The following is an 18,674-nucleotide window of genomic DNA, read 5'->3' on the forward strand; positions in this document are numbered from 1 at the left end:
CAGTTTTGCTCTATAGAGATAACACGCGCTCGATTAAAGAGTACGTGCATACTCCTTCACTTCGTACACTTCGATCTTATCGCCAGGCTTAACATCGTTGTAGTTCTTCACACCGATACCACATTCCATACCGTTGCGAACTTCAGCCACGTCATCTTTAAAGCGACGCAGTGACTCCAACTCACCTTCGTAGATCACTACATCATCACGTAATACACGGATGGGGTTGCTGCGATATAAGGTACCATCGATAACCATACAACCGGCAATCGCACCATATTTCGGTGATTTAAAGACATCACGTACTTCAGCAGTACCGTTAATCTCTTCACGCATTTCAGGGCTTAACATACCTGATAGCGCCTGCTTAACATCGTCGATCAGATCGTAAATAACACTGTAATAACGCAGATCGACACCTTCGTCTTCTACCGCTTTACGGGCCGCGCCATCAGCACGGACGTTAAAACCAAATACTACTGCGTTAGACGTTAGCGCCAGAGTAATATCGGTTTCAGTAATACCACCGACACCGCCGCTAACGATATTAACCTGAACTTCATCATTGCCCATTTCTAATAATGAGCTTTGAATCGCTTCCAGTGAACCGCGCACATCCGCTTTAACCACAATATTAAGCGACTTGCTTTCTTCTTCGCCCATATTGGCAAACATATTTTCAAGTTTGGACGCCTGCTGACGTTTAAGCTTGTCTTCACGGTCTTTAATCTGGCGGAACTCGGCCATTTCACGGGCGCGCTTTTCATTTTCCAGCACCACAAAAGAATCACCGGCATTTGGCGTACCATCAAGGCCTAAAATTTCAACCGGGATAGAGGGGCCTGCCACATCAATAGGCTTACCATTTTCATCCAGCATGGCGCGAACGCGGCCAAACTGCTGACCGGCCAATACCACATCACCTTTACGCAAGGTACCGGCCTGAACCAATACCGACGAAACAGAACCCCGGCCCTTATCAAGGCGAGATTCAATCACAATACCTTTGCCTGGAATATCTGCTGGTGCTTCAAGCTCTAGCAGTTCGGCCTGTAGTAACAGGGCTTCCAGCAAGTCATCAATACCGTCACCGGAATGGGCAGAGACATTGATAAACTGAGTATCACCACCCCAGTCTTCAGGAATTACATCTTTGGCGGCCAATTCGTTACGAACACGATCAGGGTCAGCGCCTTCTTTATCAATTTTGTTCACCGCTACTACCAAAGGTACTTCAGCAGCACGAGCATGCTTAACCGCTTCTTCGGTTTGTGGCATCACGCCATCGTCAGCGGCAACCACCAGGATAACGATATCGGTACTCTTGGCACCTCGAGCACGCATCGCAGTAAACGCGGCGTGTCCCGGTGTATCCAGGAAGGTGATCATGCCTTTATCGGTTTCTACGTGGTAGGCACCGATATGCTGGGTAATGCCACCGGCTTCGCCACTGGCAACGCGAGATTCACGGATATAATCCAGTAATGATGTTTTACCGTGGTCAACGTGACCCATAACCGTCACAACCGGCGCTCTTGCCGCCATCGTCCCTTCATGGAGGTTTAAGCTATCCTCCAGCTCTTCTTCCATTTCCAGACCGGTAACCAGGTTGACGGTATGACCTAATTCTTCAACCACTAACTGGGCTGTTTCCTGGTCAAGGCTTTGGTTGATAGTCGCCATAACGCCGAGCTTCATCAGCTCTTTAACAACCACAACCCCTTTAACATTCATTTTTGCTGCTAACTCAGCAACCGTTACCGCTTCTGGAACGTCTACATTCAATACGGTCTTGGTATCCACAGGCTTTGCAAAACCATGGGTTTTAGCGCCTTCAGGCAGCTTTAATACTTTCTGCTTACGACGGCCACGGCTATCGGTGCCATCGCCATCCATAAAGGCATCAACATTTTTGATATTATGGGTACGGTTTTTACCACGGGTTTTGGGCGCAAGCTTGCCGCTTCTTTTCTTTTTCTTGTCAGCAATTTCGTCGTCTTTTTCTTTTGCCGGTGCTGGCGCTTCATGACGACGACGAGCAGGTTTTTCATCAGCAGGTTTATCAGCCACTTTGGCTTTTTCTGCACGTTCCTGTTCGGCTTTCTTAGCGGCAATAGCCGCTTCCTGTAATTCTTTGTCTTTGGCTTCTTTGTCTTTGCGTTTGGCTGCAGCTTGTTGACGCAGTACTTCAGGATCCATTTGGGATTTATCCTGAACTTCTTCTACAAACTCATCAACAGAGGCAACGGGCTCTTCTACTTTTACTGGCTCAACAGGTGCTTCTTCAACATCTGGCGCGGTGGCCTCCTGAGGTGCAGCTGCATCTGCTTCTTCCGCCAAGCGCTCTGCTTCAGCAGCTTCTGCTAATAGCTCAGCAGGATCACGCTTAACATAGGTACGTTTTTTACGTACTTCTACATTAACGGTTTTCCGACCTTGGCTACCGCTGGTTTTTAGCGTGCTTAAGGTCTTTCTTTTAAGCGTAATTTTCTTTGGCGCATCCGTTGATTCACCATGACTGGTCTTCAAGAACGACAGCAAAGTTTGCTTATCTTCATCTGACACCACCTCATCAACGGAGGTGTGTTTTAAGCCTGCCTGTTTCATCTGCGTTAACAGACGGTCGGCGGGTGCGCCAACTACTTCGGCTAGTTGGCTTACTGTAACTTCTGCCATTCAGTTCTCTCCAGTACCTTTCTTCGACAAATTCGACAATCGACTCGTTTATTCGAGATATTCGATTCCAGCTCGCTATTACTGATTTTGTTGCTCTTCAGCCTCAGCGAACCAAGGGGCACGTGCTGTCATAATTAATTCACCGGCCTTCTGTTCATCAAGGCCCTCTATTTCTACCAGGTCATCAATTGCCTGCTCGGCAAGGTCTTCCATAGTGATGATGCCTTTGCTGGCTAATACAAAAGCCAAGTGGCGTTCCATACCATCCATAGTTAATAAGTCTTCTGCAGGCTCGGTTTCACCTAACTGTTCTTCACTGGCGATAGCTTGGGTTAATAATGCATCTTTGGCGCGAGCACGCAGCTCTTCTGCAATCTCTTCATCAAAGCCATCGATACCCATCATTTCTTCCAGCGGTACATAGGCAACTTCTTCCAACGAAGTGAAGCCTTCTTCAACCAGAACTTCTGCTACATCCTGATCAACATCCAGGCTTTCCATAAACTCGCCGATAATAACGCCAGACTCTTTCTCATGCTTCTCAGAGGCATCTTCCATGCTCATCACATTGATAGTCCAGGTGGTTAGCTCACTGGCTAAGCGGACATTTTGACCGCTGCGACCAATGGCCTGAGCCAGATTGTCTTCGGCTACGGCAACGTCCATTGAGCGGGTATCTTCATCAACAACAATAGACTCTACTTCCGCGGGGGCCATGGCATTGATAACCAGCTGCGCAGGGTTGTCGTCCCACAAAATAATATCGACACGCTCATTACCTAACTCGCCAGATACCGCCTGAACGCGTGAACCACGCATACCAACACAGGCGCCAACAGGGTCGATACGACCATCATTGGTTTTTACGGCAATCTTGGCACGAGAACCGGGGTCACGGGCAGCGGCACGAATCTCAATAACTTCTTCTGAAATTTCTGGCACTTCCACTTTAAATAATTCGATCAACATATCCGGGCAGGCGCGGCTTAAAAACAATTGCGGGCCACGGGCTTCTGGACGAACGTCTTGTAAGATGGCACGAACACGATCACCCATGCGGAACACTTCACGCCCCACCAACTCTTCACGCGGTAGCGACGCTTCAGCGTTATTACCCAAATCAACAATGATGTTGTCGCGGGTGACCTTCTTAACAGTACCGCTAATCAATTCGCCCATTCTGTGTTCGTACTCTTCAACCACTTGAGCGCGCTCAGCTTCACGAACCTTTTGTACAATAACTTGCTTGGCCGTTTGAGCGGCGATACGACCAAAGCCTACATTCTCAACCTGCTCTTTGTAGATATCACCTACTTGCAAAGAAGCGTCTTTCTCAGCAGCTTCTTCGGTGGTGAATTGAGTACCTAGCAGCGCCATTTCATCATCAGACACAACCAACCACTGACGGTAGGTTTCATAATTACCGTCTTCGCGATCAATAATGACATTGATATCGGCATCTTCGTCATAGCGTTTTTTAGTTGCGCTGGCCAAAGCCTGCTCGATAGCTTCAAAGATAATATCTCTCGACACACCTTTTTCGTTGGATACGGCTTCTGCTACCAGCAAAATTTCTTTGTTCATTGTCCGCCTCGTTTCTACAAAACCTGATTACTAAACTTAGGTAAATGCCCCGACTATTAAAAGCTGGGAACAATATTCGCTTTATCAATTAAATCAAAAGGCAATAAATATTCGTCGCTATCAACAGCAACAACGACATCGCCCTCTTCTATTCCGGTTAACTGACCGGAAAAATTTTTACGCCCTTCAAAGGGTGTGCGTAAACGCACTTTAATTTGTTCACCAATATGAAGACCAAACTGCTCCAGCGTAAACAGCGGTCGTTCCATCCCGGGGGAGGAAACTTCCAGCGTGTACTCGCCCATAATCGGGTCTTCAACATCAAACACACTGCTAACCTGACGACTGACTTTGGCGCAGTCATCCACATCAATACCGTCAGCGTGGTCGATATAAATTCTAACGATGGACTGCTTGCCATGCGATAAATATTCCACACCCCACAGATCAACGCCCAGAGCCTCAGCGACGGGCTTAACCAAATCTGTTAGTAATGCGTCTTTACCTGCCATTCAAAATCCACCAACAAAAAATGGGCATAAAGCCCACTTCCTTAAGCAGTTACTACCACCCCGATATAACGCGGGGATGACAATACCGCACCTAATAAAAAGCCCCTAATAAGGGGCCTGTAAACTGCATCGCCAAATTGATTAAAGCATAATCAATTCCGACACTTTAAAATTTGGTAGCGGGGGCCAGATTTGAACTGACGACCTTCGGGTTATGAGCCCGACGAGCTACCAGGCTGCTCCACCCCGCATCAAAACAATATGCCCCTTAGACATATTGAGCCAAACCATGCCCCTTATTTCCACCAACCGCCATAACACGGCCAGACACGACAAAATTTGTGGGCGAATTATAGGGATAAGGTCCTATGTGGTCAACCAATTACTCAGTCTTTTCAACATAGCGTTTAGGAGGGCTTTTAGGCAAAAAAAGCGCCGATGGTTAACCCATAGGCGCTTTTCAAAGTTTGGTGCCGAAGGCGGGACTTGAACCCGCACGAGCATAGCTCACCACCCCCTCAAGATGGCGTGTCTACCAATTCCACCACTTCGGCTTGTTTTGTTTACATTTCAGGGATATCAGACCCGGAAGCAGCAGAAGGAATATCGGCAGCCGGAATATCACCACTCATAGACTGCTCTATAGCGGCCTCATCAATAGCGGGGATATCGCCCTCAGAGGCAGGTACTGACTGGCTTTCAACCACGGCCGGTACGGGAATATCAACTTCACCCACGGCTACTGACTGGTTTTTGGCAATCACAGCCAAGCCGAAGCTGGTGGCAAAGAATAAGGTAACCAACCAAGCCGTCGAGCTGGTTAGAACATTGCCACCACCGGTGCTGCCAAATAAGGTCTGGGAAGAGCCAGCACCAAAGGAAGCGCCCATATCCGCCCCTTTACCCTGCTGAATCATGATCAGGCCAATAATGGCCAAGGCGGCTAACATATGTACGATTAATATAACTTGTTCCATTGTCTATATCTCTAATTTCTCTAATAATATTCTTTAAAAACAATAAGTTAAGCAGTTGCAGCCATGCATATAGCAGCAAAATCTGCCGCTTTAAGCGCTGCACCACCGACCAGGGCGCCATCGATATCCTGCTTGCCAAATAACTCAGCGGCATTATCCGCTTTCACGCTGCCGCCGTACAGTAGCTGTAAAGCCCCGGCAACAGCCTGGCTCTCATTCGCCAATACCTGCCGGATATGGGCGTGAACCTCTTGAGCCTGTTCTGGCGAAGCGGTCTTGCCGGTACCAATGGCCCAAATAGGCTCATAGGCAATCACCGAAGCCGCCATGGCCTCAATACCAGCCACCGCTATAACCGCTTTAATTTGCTGCTCAATCCAGGATAACGTCTCACCAGCCTCACGCTGGGCCAGACTTTCCCCTACACACAAGATAGGTGTCAGGCCCTGAGACTGAACCGCAGTAAATTTAGCGGCAATATCGGCATCCGACTCGGCCATTAAGGTTCTGCGCTCAGAATGACCAACAATGACATACTGACAACCCAGCTCAGCCAACATCGTGGCTGAAATTTCGCCGGTATACGCACCTTCCTGCTGATCACTCACATTTTGAGCACCACAGGCGATCGCTGAACCTTCAAGCTGACTTATAACCTGTGGAATAAACACAAAAGGAGGACAAACCGCAATATCCGTCTGGTCAGCAGGCAAGTTAGCTAACTGCTGCTGCAAGCCGGTAACTAAGGTATCAATACTGGCCGCAGAGCCATGCATTTTCCAATTACCGACAACCAAGCTACGACGCATTGTTTTTCCTGATGAGTGTTATTGAGTAGGCGCTAAAAACGGCGGCAATCTTACCCAAACTACCGGTAACATACAAGGTAAACACTGCGTCCACGCAGGATTTCAATGATGAAGCCTAAGCGACGGCCTTTTCAACTACCGCGGCAATTTCTTTCGCCAACAAGCCCACTAATTCACCGTCCTCACCTTCTACCATCACCCGAACAACTGGCTCAGTCCCGGAGGGACGAAGCAACACCCGACCACGACCATCCAGCTTTTCCTCCGCCTGACTGATCGCATGGTCAATCTCGGCATTGTTTTCCAGACGGGACTTGTCAGCCAAGGCCACATTAATCATCACCTGCGGGAATTTGCTCATACCGGTTTTAATATCGTGCAGGGGAGCGCCACCATCAACCAGCGCAAACAGCACCTTTAAAGCAGCGACTACACCATCACCGGTGGTGGTGACATCGGAACAGATAATATGTCCGGAGTTTTCACCCCCCAAGCGCCAACCTCGAGACTGCATTAGCTCAATCACATAGCGGTCGCCAACTTTGGCGCGGGCAAAAGGGATCTCTAAATCTTTCAGGGCCAACTCAAAACCCAGGTTGGACATCAGAGTACCCACCACACCGGGGCAGCTACCTGCAGTCCGAAGCTGATCCTGAGCAATAATAAACAGCAGCTCATCACCATCAACAAACTCACCATTGCGATCCACAAAGGCCAGACGATCGCCATCACCATCAAAAGCGATACCCAAGTCTGCCTTTTCTTCCAGAACTCTGGCCTGCAAGGCCTTGGGGCTGGTAGAGCCGACCTGCTCATTAATATTCAGGCCATCGGGCTTGGCACCCATCAAGATAACGTCTGCCCCCAACTCATCAAACACCGCTGGCGCAACATAATAGGTAGCGCCGTGAGCGCAATCGACCACAATTTTTAAACCGCGCAAACTAAAGCCCGCCGGGACGGTGCTTTTACAAAATTCAATATAGCGGCCCGCAGCATCATTCATACGTACCACTTTACCCAGACTGGCAGATTCTACCGTGGTCATCGGCTGGTCAATTTGACGCTCTATTTCCAGCTCTACTTCATCGGGAAGTTTGGTCCCCTCACCGGAGAAAAACTTGATGCCATTATCATGATAAGGGTTGTGGGAGGCACTAATAACAATGCCCGCCTGAGCATGAAAGGTTCTGGTGAGATAGGCAATAGCCGGAGTCGGCATGGGACCTAACATCGTCACATCGACACCCGCCGCTACCAGGCCCGCCTCCAGGGCTGACTCGAACATATAGCCGGAAATACGTGTATCTTTACCAATAATGATTTTACTGCGCCCAGATTGGGCAAACACCTTACCGGCAGCCCAACCCAACTTTAATACAAACTCAGGGGTAATTGGACCTTCGCCTACACGGCCACGAATTCCATCAGTACCAAAATATTTACGAGACATTACCCTTATACCTTTTAATTTATAGTTATTAATGACCTGTTAGCTATTTACAACCGCTGAATACAAGGTCATTGCATCAACCGTTTCCGCAACATCGTGGACACGAATAATAGACGCCCCTCGCTCAGCTGCAAGTAATGCTAAAGCCAAACTACCCGCCAGTCGCTGATCCACATCACGACCTAACACTTTGCCGATTAAGGATTTACGAGACAAGCCAACTAATACCGGATAACCTCTATCTACCAGTTCTGATAAATGCTTTAACAAGCCAAGATTATGCTGCACGGACTTACCAAAGCCAAACCCGGGGTCCAGTAGTAAACGCGAGCGATCAATACCTGCCGCAAGGCAGGCCTCGACCCGAGACTGTAAATAATCACAAACATCAGTAACCACTGAGTTGTAATCCGGAGATTGCTGCATAGTTTGTGGCTGGCCTTGCATATGCATCAGGCAGACCGGCAAACCGGTATTGGCGGCAGCCTCCATGGCACCGGGGCGTTGCAGTGCCCGCACATCATTTAATAGCCCCGCGCCATTGTCAGCGGCGATCTGCATCACCTCAGGGCTACTGGTATCAACGGAAATAATTGTATCAAAGCGTTGATTAATGGCCTCAACTACGGGAATAACTCGATCCAGCTCCTCCGCGAGGGTCACAGGCTCGGCACCGGGGCGGGTTGATTCCCCCCCACATCGATAATAGCAGCACCTTCAGCGAGCATATGCTCAACACGCGCCAACGCTTTATCCAAGCTGCGCCGGCCGCCTTGGTGCAAGTCACCGCCATCGGAAAAAGAATCCGGGGTTACATTAAGCACCCCCATAATCTGCGGTGTATCTAAACGCAAAAACCGAGTCCCACATTGCAGAACTCGGTTATTGGAAGGGGCCGTGATTTCAGCCAAGCTTAGTGCTCGCCAGCAGGGCCGCCGATAGGGTCATCTTTCGTCGACGTATCATCAGCTGCCTCAGCCTTCTGGCCACCACTGGGTTTATTATCGTCATGCCAATCAGCAGGCTCACCCGGCTTGCGGCCTTCCATAATATCGTCAATTTGCGAAGCATCGATGGTTTCGTAAGTCATTAAGGCTTCCGCCATCATATCCAGCTTATCGCGGTTATCCTCCAGAATTTTCTGGGCACGACCATAACACTCATCGGAAATACGACGCACTTCATCATCAATTTTCTGCGCGGTTTCACCAGAGATACTCTTTGACTGGGAACCAGCTGAACGGCCTAAAAAGACTTCCTCTTCCGCTTCGTCATACATTAATGGCCCCATCTTTTCCGATAAGCCCCATTTGGTGACCATATTGCGGGTTATCTCAGAAGCACGCTGAATATCATTAGAGGCACCGGTCGTCACACCATCGGGGCCCAAGGTCATCTCTTCAGCAATACGACCACCATAGAGTGAGCAAACCTGGCTCAGGATATGCCGTTTACTGTGGCTATAACGATCTTCTTCAGGTAAAAACATCGTCACACCCAATGCGCGACCACGGGGAATAATACTCACTTTATAGACCGGATCATGCTCCGGCACGATGCGACCGACAATGGCATGGCCCGCTTCGTGATAAGCCGTATTCAACTTTTCTTTCTCTGACATCACCATGGACTTACGCTCCGCGCCCATCATGATTTTATCTTTGGCTAATTCGAACTGCTCTCTACCCACTGTACGGATATTGGCACGGGCGGCAAACAAGGCGGCCTCATTAACCAGGTTGGCCAAATCAGCACCGGAGAAACCGGGGGTACCGCGGGCAATCACGGAAGGGTCAACATTGTCTCCTAAAGGGACTTTACGCATATGTACTTTCAGGATTTGCTCACGACCACGAATATCGGGAAGACCAACAACAACCTGACGGTCAAAACGACCCGGGCGCAATAAAGCCGGGTCCAGTACATCGGGACGGTTAGTCGCAGCGATAACAATAACGCCATCGTTGACTTCAAAACCATCCATCTCAACTAACAACTGGTTTAAGGTTTGCTCACGCTCATCGTGACCACCACCAACTCCAGCACCACGATGACGGCCTACCGCATCAATCTCATCGATAAAGATAATACAAGGTGCCTGCTTCTTGGCTTGCTCAAACATATCGCGCACACGGGAAGCACCCACACCAACAAACATTTCTACAAAGTCAGAACCGGAGATAGAGAAGAACGGCACTTTAGCTTCACCGGCAATGGCTTTGGCCAATAAGGTTTTACCGGTACCGGGCTGGCCTACCATCAATACACCACGGGGGATACGACCACCCAGGCGTTGGAATTTACCGGGGTCGCGCAAGAATTCTACCAGCTCTTGTACATCTTCTTTGGCTTCATCAACACCCGCCACGTCGGCAAAGGTGGTTTTAATCTGGTCTTCGCCCAATAATCTGGCCTTGCTCTTACCAAAGGCCATGGGGCCGCCACGTCCACCGCCACCACCTTGCATCTGGCGCATAAAGAACATAAACACAGCGATAATAATCAGGATAGGAAAACAGGCCACTAACAACTGCGTCCAGAGGCTTTGCTGCTCTGGCTTGCGACCTTCAATTTGCACATTATGACCAATCAGGTCATCAACCAGCTTGGGGTCTTCCAGCATCGGGCGAATGGTCTCGAACTTGCTGTTATCGTAACGGGTGCCGGTGATGGTTAAGCCATCGATCATCACGTTACTGACACGGTCATTCTTAACTTCTTCAATAAACTGGGAATAGTTAAGCTGCTCGGCTTGAGGCTGGACATTAAAGTTATTAAACACTGTCAGCAGCACCGCTGCTATGACCAGCCACAATAAAAGATTTTTCGCCATATCGTTCAAAAGAGAACCCTCTAAAATACTACTTGGTGATGCCCGCTGTGCACTGTGCAGCAGTGATACATCGATAATTTGCCAACTTTACTACAGATTCAGCCTGGGCTCCATGCGTAGAAAAGGCTATAACAGCAGCGACTTAAGGCTTAAAACCCTTGCCGACTTGATACACCTCACGGGATCTGGCCCTGGAGGCCGCAGGCTTGCGCGATTGTACGGTCTTAAAGCTTGTACGCATGTCCCGCAATAATTGATCAAATCCTTCGCCCTGAAAGACCTTGGCGACAAATACTCCCCCGGGTTTAAGCACCTGACGCGCCATATCCAGTGCCAATTCAACCAAATACATGGACTGGGGCTGGTCGACAGCGGCCATACCAGACATATTGGGGGCCATATCCGAAATTACAAGGTCTACAGGGGAATCACCGATAATTTTCATAATAGAATCAAACACTTGCTCTTCGGTAAAGTCTCCCTGAACAAAATCGACGCCCGCCAAACCGTCCATCGGCAAAATATCCGAAGCAATCACACGGCCCTTATGCCCGACCAATTCAGCCGCCACCTGCGACCAACCTCCCGGCGCACTGCCCAGATCGATCACGGTCATACCGGGCTGGATCAAACGGTCTTTTTCGTTCAATTCCAACAACTTATAGCAGGCACGAGAACGATAACCCTCCCGCTGGGAGCGCTTTACGTACTCATCGTCAAAATGCTCTTTTAGCCAGCCTTTGCTGGTATTGCCTTTCTTTGCCATTGGCGGCTTACTACCTGCTTAATATATGTGGTGGTGAATGGTGGATTATAATCCACCCTACTTTGCTATCGCAGAGGTGGGGCTATACAATACGCGCCCTTTTTACCAGATACGGCTGCATTTCGCATTATGGAACTTTCCAACGCTCGCAAAAAAGAACTTCGCACCATTGCCCACAACCTGAACCCGATCATTATGATTGCGGAGAAAGGGGTGACTGAGGCCATTGAAAAAGAGCTGGAAAGAGCCCTGGAAGACCATGAGCTCATTAAGATCAAAATCAATATTAATGATCCCGCTATGCGTAAAACCATTGCCAATGAGTTATGCGCCAAGCATAAAGCAACCCTGGTGCAATCAATTGGTAAAGTGGCGGTAATTTGCCGCAAAGCCAAAAAACCCAATCCCAAGCTCTCTAATTTGCTGCGCCCAGCCTAAGTAACCGGCTTTAAGCGGTTTAAGCAAGACAGCAACGAATAATCCAATAGGTTTGACCAGCGTTTGGCCGCCTCTTTAGTTTGCGCGGCACTGAGGTGACTGACTTTTTTACCGGCAATCACGACCCAATTGCCTTCCACGGTTAAACAGCCCCGCACATCCTCAAAATACGCTTTGAGTGCCTCTATCATTTCACGCTCACCACGATGCATTTGCCAGCAATTTAAGACCAGATAGCCATCATCGCTGATTAACTGCGAGCAACGCTCAATAAACCAGTGCTGTGTCTGCTGCAGGTCCAAACCTTCAGGGCTGTAGAGGTCGCTAAACAGGATATCGACTTTTTCCCTATCGTCGGACTCGATAAATTCGCTGGCGTCTTCAATAAAGACTTCGACTCTTTCACTACGCGGCAATTGAAAATAACGGTAGGCCACTTCAAGCACCTTGGGGCGCAGCTCCACTAACTGTAGTCTTAAGTCAGGTATCGCCTGATGCAAAGCCGACGCTAAGCAGCCGCCACCCACACCTAATAGCGTGATAGTTTTGGGCTGTTTAAAGAGCAGGGCCAATAACATGGCCTGGGCATAATCGTGCTGGAGCTGAAAGGGGTGTGACAGTAACTGGCAGCTTTGCTCATCACCTTCAGCAAAGGCGAGATAGCGTTTATTACCCTTATCTAAAACCGCAATAGCACCATATTCATCGTATGAGCGGTAGACCTCTTTTCCGGAAGACATACGATCAGGCTTCAGTTAATGCAGCTATTTTTTCTGCCAGCAGCAGGTGACGTTTAGCCTCATCAACATGCATACCTTCAACCAACTTACCATCGACAACTACCACGCCTTTGCCTTCAGCTTCAGCTAATTTCCAGGCCGCAATAATTTTTTCTGCACGTTCAATATCGTCAGCGCCCGGACCAAACACATCATTAGCAGCGGCCAATTGTTTCGGGTGAATTAAGGTCTTACCATCAAAACCTAAATCTCTACCCTGCTGGCAAACCTCAGTAAAACCAGCATCATTTTGCAGATCTAAATAGACGCCATCCAAAATTTCTTTGTCATGGGCACGGGCGGCTAAAACACATTGGCTAAGGGAGTGCAGCAAGCCAATACGATCTGGGCGGTGGGGTACACGAAGTTCTTTGGCAAGGTCTGTTGTCCCCATAGCAATCACTGTCATACGCGCATCAGAGCTTGCTATTTGGTGGATATTGGTAACACCCAGTGGTGTTTCAATCATCACCCACACTTGCATCGTCTCAGGGGCGCCGACATCATTTAAGACTTTAATCGCCGCTTCAACTTCCGCTTCATTTTCAATCTTTGGCAGGCAAACACCGTCGGCACCGGATAAGCCAATGGCCCGCACATCGTCTTCACCCCATTCGCTATCCAGGCTATTGGCCCGGATAATAATTTCACGCTTGCCATAACCCCCAGCCTTAACTGCTGCCACTACCATGTCTCTGGCCTCCACTTTTTTCTCCGGGCCGACCGAGTCCTCAAGGTCCAACACCAACGTATCAGCAGCTAAAGTACGCGCTTTTTCCAAGGCACGTTGATTGGAGCCTGGCATATAAAGAACGGAGCGACGGGGTCTTACGGGCATAACAAACCTCTCTAGGGGAAATTAAGCGCCGGATTCTAACATGATTAGAGTGTGAATTTTACTGAGCTTTGGGCTAAGGTCCGGCAGTGATGTACTGGGTAATATCGTAGGGTGGATTACAATCCACCAAGCCCAGCTATAAGCCTTAAAAACCGGTGGATTATAATCCACCCTACAGCACTTAACTTATCAAAAGAATTTTCCCCTAACAGCAATTCACTGCCGCGGAAAATAAAGAAGCCTTAAACAGGCAGATGACCAACCTTGACCCAAATAACCGTCTCTTCTTCAACATAGGGATTATGCCGACTAAGATGAGGGCTGCGAATCCATGTCCCGGCCGGGTAGCGGCCCTGCTCATCGATAAATTCACCGCTGATAACATAAATCTCTTCACCGCCCATATGGGTATGGGGCTGAAAGCGTTCACCGGCAGGCCATTTCACCAGCGCGACTTGCTCTGTACCAAACTGATGCAAAGACATCACTTGCAAGCCTCCATTACCTGGAGACCAAGGAGTGGTTTTCGTATCAATCACCACATGCTTGTCATCGTCGGTTTGAAACTGATGCAGTTTAACCAAAATCACACAGCCTTCTTCACTAAAGGGAGCATGGCGAAAACCTTCTGGATTACGAAAATAAGTGCCCGCTTTATAGTCGCCGGTTTCATCCGAGAAAGTGCCTTCCAGTACCAGAATCTCTTCACCCAAAGGATGGTCGTGAGCTGAGAAACTTGCGCCCGGTTCATAACGCACAATACTCGTCGCATGACCGCGTTCGGCATCCTCTCGGGCCAAAGGCTTGCGCCAAACCCCAGCCATAGGGCTGGCCACCCATTCCTGTTTAGATGAATCGATCACTACGCGCTGACTAAAATCCAGATTGATCAATGTTATTACTCAATAAGATAAAAAGAACCGGTATCGTAAGTATCCATGCAAGCGCTGTAAAGCCCAGGCCTGTTAGATAACGGGCACTGTGGCGCCCAACTCCAGCATCATTTGATAGGCGCTTTCACCAGACATATCGTAGGGGTCAAATTCCGGGGTACCTGAATAACGCAGGTTAAGAGGTGTGGTCAGACTGGACTCAGGCATATAGCCCATTGACCAGGCATCAAATTTTCTCGAGTCTACCTCGCGGTAATCCAGCATCACAATATCATTATGGCGGGGGTCATTTAAAATATTATGGTAAGTGGCGTTAACTCTGGCCCGAGATCCTTCAAGGCATTGCAAAAAATACTTTCTATTAAAGCAAAGCAAGCCAGTAACATGGTTGGCAAGATTATGCTTTCTTGCCGACGCTAATAACTGCTCTATATCGGACTCATTAAAGTCGGGGCTTTTTCTACTCGCATAAACCAGACGAACCAAAAACATGACGTCGCTCCGCTATCAGAACATAAGAGGCATGTACCTGAACTATCTATGCCACGCCCATAACTGCACGCTCATAAAACCATAACAGGCCAATACAGCCAATGGTGACAGAAGCAGGAATGCTGACCCACTGACGGTACCATTGCTGGTTGCGCATCAACCACACCACACCCAGCGCCAATAGCACCACAGTGATCTGGCCAAACTCAACGCCGATATTAAAAGCAACCAGAGCGGTCCACTGTGATTCTGGCGGTAAACCAAGGCCGGTCAAGACACCGGCAAAACCCATGCCGTGAATTAATCCAAAGATAAAAATCACAGCAATACGCCAGACTTTTAAATCCTTGCGGTAGATATTTTCAAAGGCAATCACCGCAATCGATAAGGCGATAATCGGCTCAACAATTTCAGCGGGTACGGAGATAACACCAAAGATAGTTAATGCCAGAGTGACAGAGTGCGCCAGAGTAAATGCCGTAATCTGCCAAAACAGTACTGACATTCTTAGACTGAGAAAGAATAAGCCCAATACAAATAGAATATGATCCATACCCTTAGGAAGAATATGTGTAAAACCCAGGGCGATAAACTCAGGAATAACACCGGCTGTTGCGCTCATATCTTCAAAGATAGCCACAGCCTCATCCAACGGATGCGCCTGAGCGCTGGCGTTGGTGAAAACCATTAACAGCAGCAGAGCAATAGCGCTTCTGGCAATATTAGCGAGCGTATGGGCGTCTATCGTTTTCATTGTTGTTATTCCCCTAAAGAGTATTCAAGACTGTGCTTATCAGTGACCATGACATTTTCAGCCAATGTCTTTGGGCTTATTACGCCATCTAAACAACCATGGATCACATCCGCTAATAATAAATTTTGCTTTCTAATAGATGATCCAGCCATGCCTTAGCCCCGTAGATGTGTTAATTCAATAAGGGTTGTTAAGCTGCTAGCGCAGCAATGGGGACAGAATAATGAAGCTCTGGCAAAAAGTAGGTATTTCCACCTTATCCGTGATCGGCCTTTCGGCAGTGGCCCTCTATGCAACGTATCAAGTGAAAAACCAGCCTGCCGAGCTACAGGAACCCAACTACTATAGCTACTACCAAGAACAGGACACTCGTCCAGAGGGCAAAGTAGGCATCTATATCTCGCAAATGATTTTGCCTGAGAAATATGATGAAGAGGTCTACTATAATGTCTTTTTTAAACCCTTAAAAATTATTCCCTGGCCAATCCGGGAACTGCTGAAAATCGATAGTGGCACCCCCCTTTACGATACAAAACGCTATTTCGAACTGGAAGAATTTACCCCCACCCAACTGGTTGACCACAACGGCAACAGCAGCGATATTGACGGTATTAGTTATGTGGAAAAATACCATCAGGGCAAAATTTCTTTTGTCAAAGGCAGCGATGCAGCCACTCCCGGTTACTTTCTCTATAAAGAACGCGATGCCGGTATGCCTACGAAAGCAGCAGCCTTTATGGCCAAAGCTCAGGTCTATTACCACAATGAGGGCGCAGGATTAGTGGATGGCCGAGTGCCTGAAGAAGCTGGCATTAAAGCTCTGGTTGCAGAAACCATGAAACAAGTCGGTGCAAAATACGACGATGTTGACTGGCGCTGGGCCAATACCGAAAAATATACCGAAGCCCGCCGGGCGATGTTTGAACTACTGGACGGCGGCGCCAATACGATTGTGTTTGCACCACCACGTCCAATTATGTCTCACTATGAAGAGTTTAATGCTTCGGTGCGTCTGGGCATGGAATATATCAGCGAGTGGGAAGAACAAAACCAGAAAACGATTAAAACGATTATTGCTCCGCAACTGGCTGACTTCCCAGAACTTCGTCAGGCCTACTTAGACTTGCTGCGCGATCAAATAGCCGCTATCCCTAAAGATAAATCCGTAAAAGTTGTCGCCTCCTTCCACGGTATGCCCTGGGAAATGGTCAGTAATGAAGCCTGGTTGCAGCTCTCCAAACCCTATCTAAGTGCTATGCAGTCTGATATTGATAATATCCTCAATAAAGAAAAAGGCTTTGCTCGCACAGAGGTGGTGATCTGTCAGGACTATTTTGCAGAAATGACCGATATGTACCAATCAACCAATGAAGCCTTCTGGCAAGGTATTGAAGAAGACTATGATTATGTGATCAATCTTCCGGTCGAGTTTATTACTGAAAATACCGACACCTTATTCGCTCACGCATTAATGAACTTCCAGGGCTTTGAAGGCTTTGATGTCTACGAGCCAATTGATTATCAAAATTGGAATGAGCCGCTGGTTAGAACCTTTAAGCAAGACGGTACCACCATTATTTATACCAGTGTTCCAGTGGGGAAATACCGCGCCCCAGTCGTTGAAGCCCACTTTAAATCGATTGATTCCATTTTGTCACAAGGTCTGGCACCATCACCGATGTGGCAAATGAAGAACGCTGAAAGTATTGCCCAAATGCGGGATAAAAAATCTCTACGTTTTGAAATATAACAGTAATAACAAATGATCTAATTCGGAGAGCCACTATGAGCCAATTAGCTGATACAGCCAATCAACGCGCTACTGCATTAGCTTCCGGCTTTGCCGCACGGGAAAAGGTACGCACAGAAGCCCGCCCCACTGAAGGCAAAATGGCACTCTATAAGTCCGAACAGGGCTTTAACGAAATTATGGATTGGTACGAGGGCCTGGTTGAGAAAATCGATGTACCCTTTACCTCTCAATTTGCCAACACACGTTTTGGCAGAACGCATATGCTGGTCTGCGGCCCTGAAGATGCTGAACCACTGATTTTGGTACAAGCTGCAGCGGGTAGCGCTCCGCTTTGGAGAAACCAGTTAACTGAATTTTCCAAGCACTTTCGTGTTTATGCTTTAGATACCGTTGGTCAACCTGGCTTAAGCGACCCTAACCCTCCCTCCTACCTTAATGACGATTATGTTCATTGGCTAACGGATGTGATTGATGACCTGAAGATTGATAAAGCCCACTTTATTGGCGTGAGTGCTGGCGGCTGGCAGGTGATGCAAATGGCCATTCATAAACCTGAGCGGATCAATAAGGTGATTATGCTTAGCCCTATGGGTATCTCCCATGCACGCTTACCGATTAAAATCTGGCTAACCAAAGTGTTACGCAAAGGCAAAGATGTCGATTCACTGGAAAAAGATTTAACCGCCAAGTCGGTGACCTCAAAAAGTCCTGGAGGCTCTTTTGGTACCTTTGACCGTCAACTGGCCAGGGCTATGGCACTGTGTACACGTCATTTCCGCCTAGACCGATCAATGGGAGTTTATGGGGAAAAGACCAATAAAATCGATTTCTTTAAAGCGTTAAAAGTACTACGCAAGTTCTTTTTATCGGAGCCAAAATCCCTGCTGCGCTCAATGCAAAGCGAAGCACTGGTTATTTTTGGTGAACATGAAGTTCTCTATAACCCGTATAAGGTTGCCAAGCGTGCAGAAAAACTGATGCCCAATACCCGTGCTGAAGTTTTATCCGGCGCAGGCCATGCGGTGATCTACGATCAGGTAGAACGCTCTAATAAAATGATTGTGGATTTTTTAAAGTAGCGTTTTGGTTGGATAAGCTGGGTGGATAAAGGTGGATT

At 48.2% G+C, this 18,674-nt stretch carries 16 protein-coding genes, 2 tRNA genes and 1 pseudogene; 3 read left to right on the plus strand and 16 right to left on the minus strand.

Annotation, left to right across the window (positions count from 1 at the left end):
• Positions 1-33: 33 nt before the first annotated feature.
• The 11 genes and pseudogenes from infB to rlmE form a co-directional block, all read right to left on the minus strand.
• Positions 34-2,676, minus strand: a complete 2,643-nt coding sequence (gene infB, locus BST96_RS02085) for a translation initiation factor IF-2 (RefSeq protein WP_085757097.1) — start codon at positions 2,674-2,676, stop codon at positions 34-36.
• Between the two features lie 78 nt (positions 2,677-2,754).
• A complete protein-coding gene (gene nusA, locus BST96_RS02090; protein WP_085757098.1) occupies positions 2,755-4,260 on the minus strand; it encodes a transcription termination factor NusA in 1,506 nt (501 codons plus the stop codon).
• 56 nt (positions 4,261-4,316) lie between these two features.
• The gene (gene rimP, locus BST96_RS02095; protein WP_085757099.1) at positions 4,317-4,772 is read right to left on the minus strand and encodes a ribosome maturation factor RimP; all 456 of its coding nucleotides are present in this window, start codon (positions 4,770-4,772) and stop codon (positions 4,317-4,319) included.
• Between the two features lie 174 nt (positions 4,773-4,946).
• Positions 4,947-5,023 (minus strand) — tRNA-Met (locus BST96_RS02100).
• Between the two features lie 217 nt (positions 5,024-5,240).
• Positions 5,241-5,326, minus strand: a tRNA-Leu gene (locus BST96_RS02105).
• Positions 5,327-5,335: 9 nt separating this feature from the next.
• A complete protein-coding gene (gene secG, locus BST96_RS02110; protein ID WP_085757100.1) occupies positions 5,336-5,749 on the minus strand; it encodes a preprotein translocase subunit SecG in 414 nt (137 codons plus the stop codon).
• 47 nt (positions 5,750-5,796) lie between these two features.
• On the minus strand, positions 5,797-6,558 hold the full coding sequence (gene tpiA / locus BST96_RS02115; protein ID WP_085757101.1) for a triose-phosphate isomerase: 762 nt from the start codon (positions 6,556-6,558) through the stop codon (positions 5,797-5,799).
• Between the two features lie 115 nt (positions 6,559-6,673).
• Entirely contained in the window at positions 6,674-8,011 is a 1,338-nt protein-coding gene (gene glmM / locus BST96_RS02120) for a phosphoglucosamine mutase (protein ID WP_085757102.1), read from the minus strand.
• Positions 8,012-8,050: 39 nt separating this feature from the next.
• Positions 8,051-8,841 (minus strand): annotated as a pseudogene (gene folP, locus BST96_RS02125) (dihydropteroate synthase).
• 83 nt (positions 8,842-8,924) lie between these two features.
• Positions 8,925-10,844: an ATP-dependent zinc metalloprotease FtsH gene (ftsH, locus tag BST96_RS02130; RefSeq protein ID WP_085760453.1), complete on the minus strand. Its 1,920-nt coding sequence runs from the start codon at positions 10,842-10,844 to the stop codon at positions 8,925-8,927.
• A 142-nt stretch (positions 10,845-10,986) separates the two neighbouring features.
• On the minus strand, positions 10,987-11,610 hold the full coding sequence (rlmE, locus tag BST96_RS02135) for a 23S rRNA (uridine(2552)-2'-O)-methyltransferase RlmE (RefSeq protein ID WP_085757103.1): 624 nt from the start codon (positions 11,608-11,610) through the stop codon (positions 10,987-10,989).
• A gap of 129 nt (positions 11,611-11,739) precedes the next feature.
• Here rlmE and BST96_RS02140 point away from each other — a divergent pair, with 129 nt between their 5' ends.
• The gene (locus BST96_RS02140) at positions 11,740-12,048 is read left to right on the plus strand and encodes a YhbY family RNA-binding protein (protein ID WP_085757104.1); all 309 of its coding nucleotides are present in this window, start codon (positions 11,740-11,742) and stop codon (positions 12,046-12,048) included.
• Here BST96_RS02140 and BST96_RS02145 read toward each other — a convergent pair.
• The 5 genes from BST96_RS02145 to BST96_RS02165 all read right to left on the minus strand — a co-directional run bounded on the left by BST96_RS02145 (position 12,045) and on the right by BST96_RS02165 (position 15,804).
• Positions 12,045-12,788, minus strand: a complete 744-nt coding sequence (locus BST96_RS02145) for a spermidine synthase (RefSeq protein WP_085757105.1) — start codon at positions 12,786-12,788, stop codon at positions 12,045-12,047. The two genes, BST96_RS02140 and BST96_RS02145, sit on opposite strands and share 4 nt — an antisense overlap.
• A gap of 4 nt (positions 12,789-12,792) precedes the next feature.
• Positions 12,793-13,665 (minus strand): HpcH/HpaI aldolase/citrate lyase family protein, encoded by an 873-nt coding sequence (locus tag BST96_RS02150; protein WP_169713868.1) that lies wholly within the window; start codon positions 13,663-13,665, stop codon positions 12,793-12,795.
• A gap of 242 nt (positions 13,666-13,907) precedes the next feature.
• Positions 13,908-14,558 carry a cupin domain-containing protein gene (locus tag BST96_RS02155; RefSeq protein ID WP_085757106.1) on the minus strand — a complete coding sequence of 217 codons (651 nt, stop codon included), beginning with the start codon at positions 14,556-14,558 and terminating at the stop codon, positions 13,908-13,910.
• Positions 14,559-14,630: 72 nt separating this feature from the next.
• Entirely contained in the window at positions 14,631-15,050 is a 420-nt protein-coding gene (locus tag BST96_RS02160) for a BLUF domain-containing protein (protein ID WP_085757107.1), read from the minus strand.
• 46 nt (positions 15,051-15,096) lie between these two features.
• The gene (locus tag BST96_RS02165) at positions 15,097-15,804 is read right to left on the minus strand and encodes a HupE/UreJ family protein (protein ID WP_085757108.1); all 708 of its coding nucleotides are present in this window, start codon (positions 15,802-15,804) and stop codon (positions 15,097-15,099) included.
• A 223-nt stretch (positions 15,805-16,027) separates the two neighbouring features.
• On the opposite strand from BST96_RS02165, the gene BST96_RS02170 reads away from it, so the two are divergent.
• The gene (locus BST96_RS02170) at positions 16,028-17,554 is read left to right on the plus strand and encodes a ferrochelatase (RefSeq protein ID WP_085757109.1); all 1,527 of its coding nucleotides are present in this window, start codon (positions 16,028-16,030) and stop codon (positions 17,552-17,554) included.
• Between the two features lie 35 nt (positions 17,555-17,589).
• Complete coding sequence (locus tag BST96_RS02175; protein WP_085757110.1) at positions 17,590-18,636, plus strand: alpha/beta fold hydrolase; 1,047 nt, start codon at positions 17,590-17,592, stop codon at positions 18,634-18,636.
• The last annotated feature ends 38 nt before the right edge of the window (positions 18,637-18,674 follow it).

The organism is Oceanicoccus sagamiensis (assembly GCF_002117105.1).
Classification (GTDB): domain Bacteria; phylum Pseudomonadota; class Gammaproteobacteria; order Pseudomonadales; family Dasaniaceae; genus Oceanicoccus; species Oceanicoccus sagamiensis.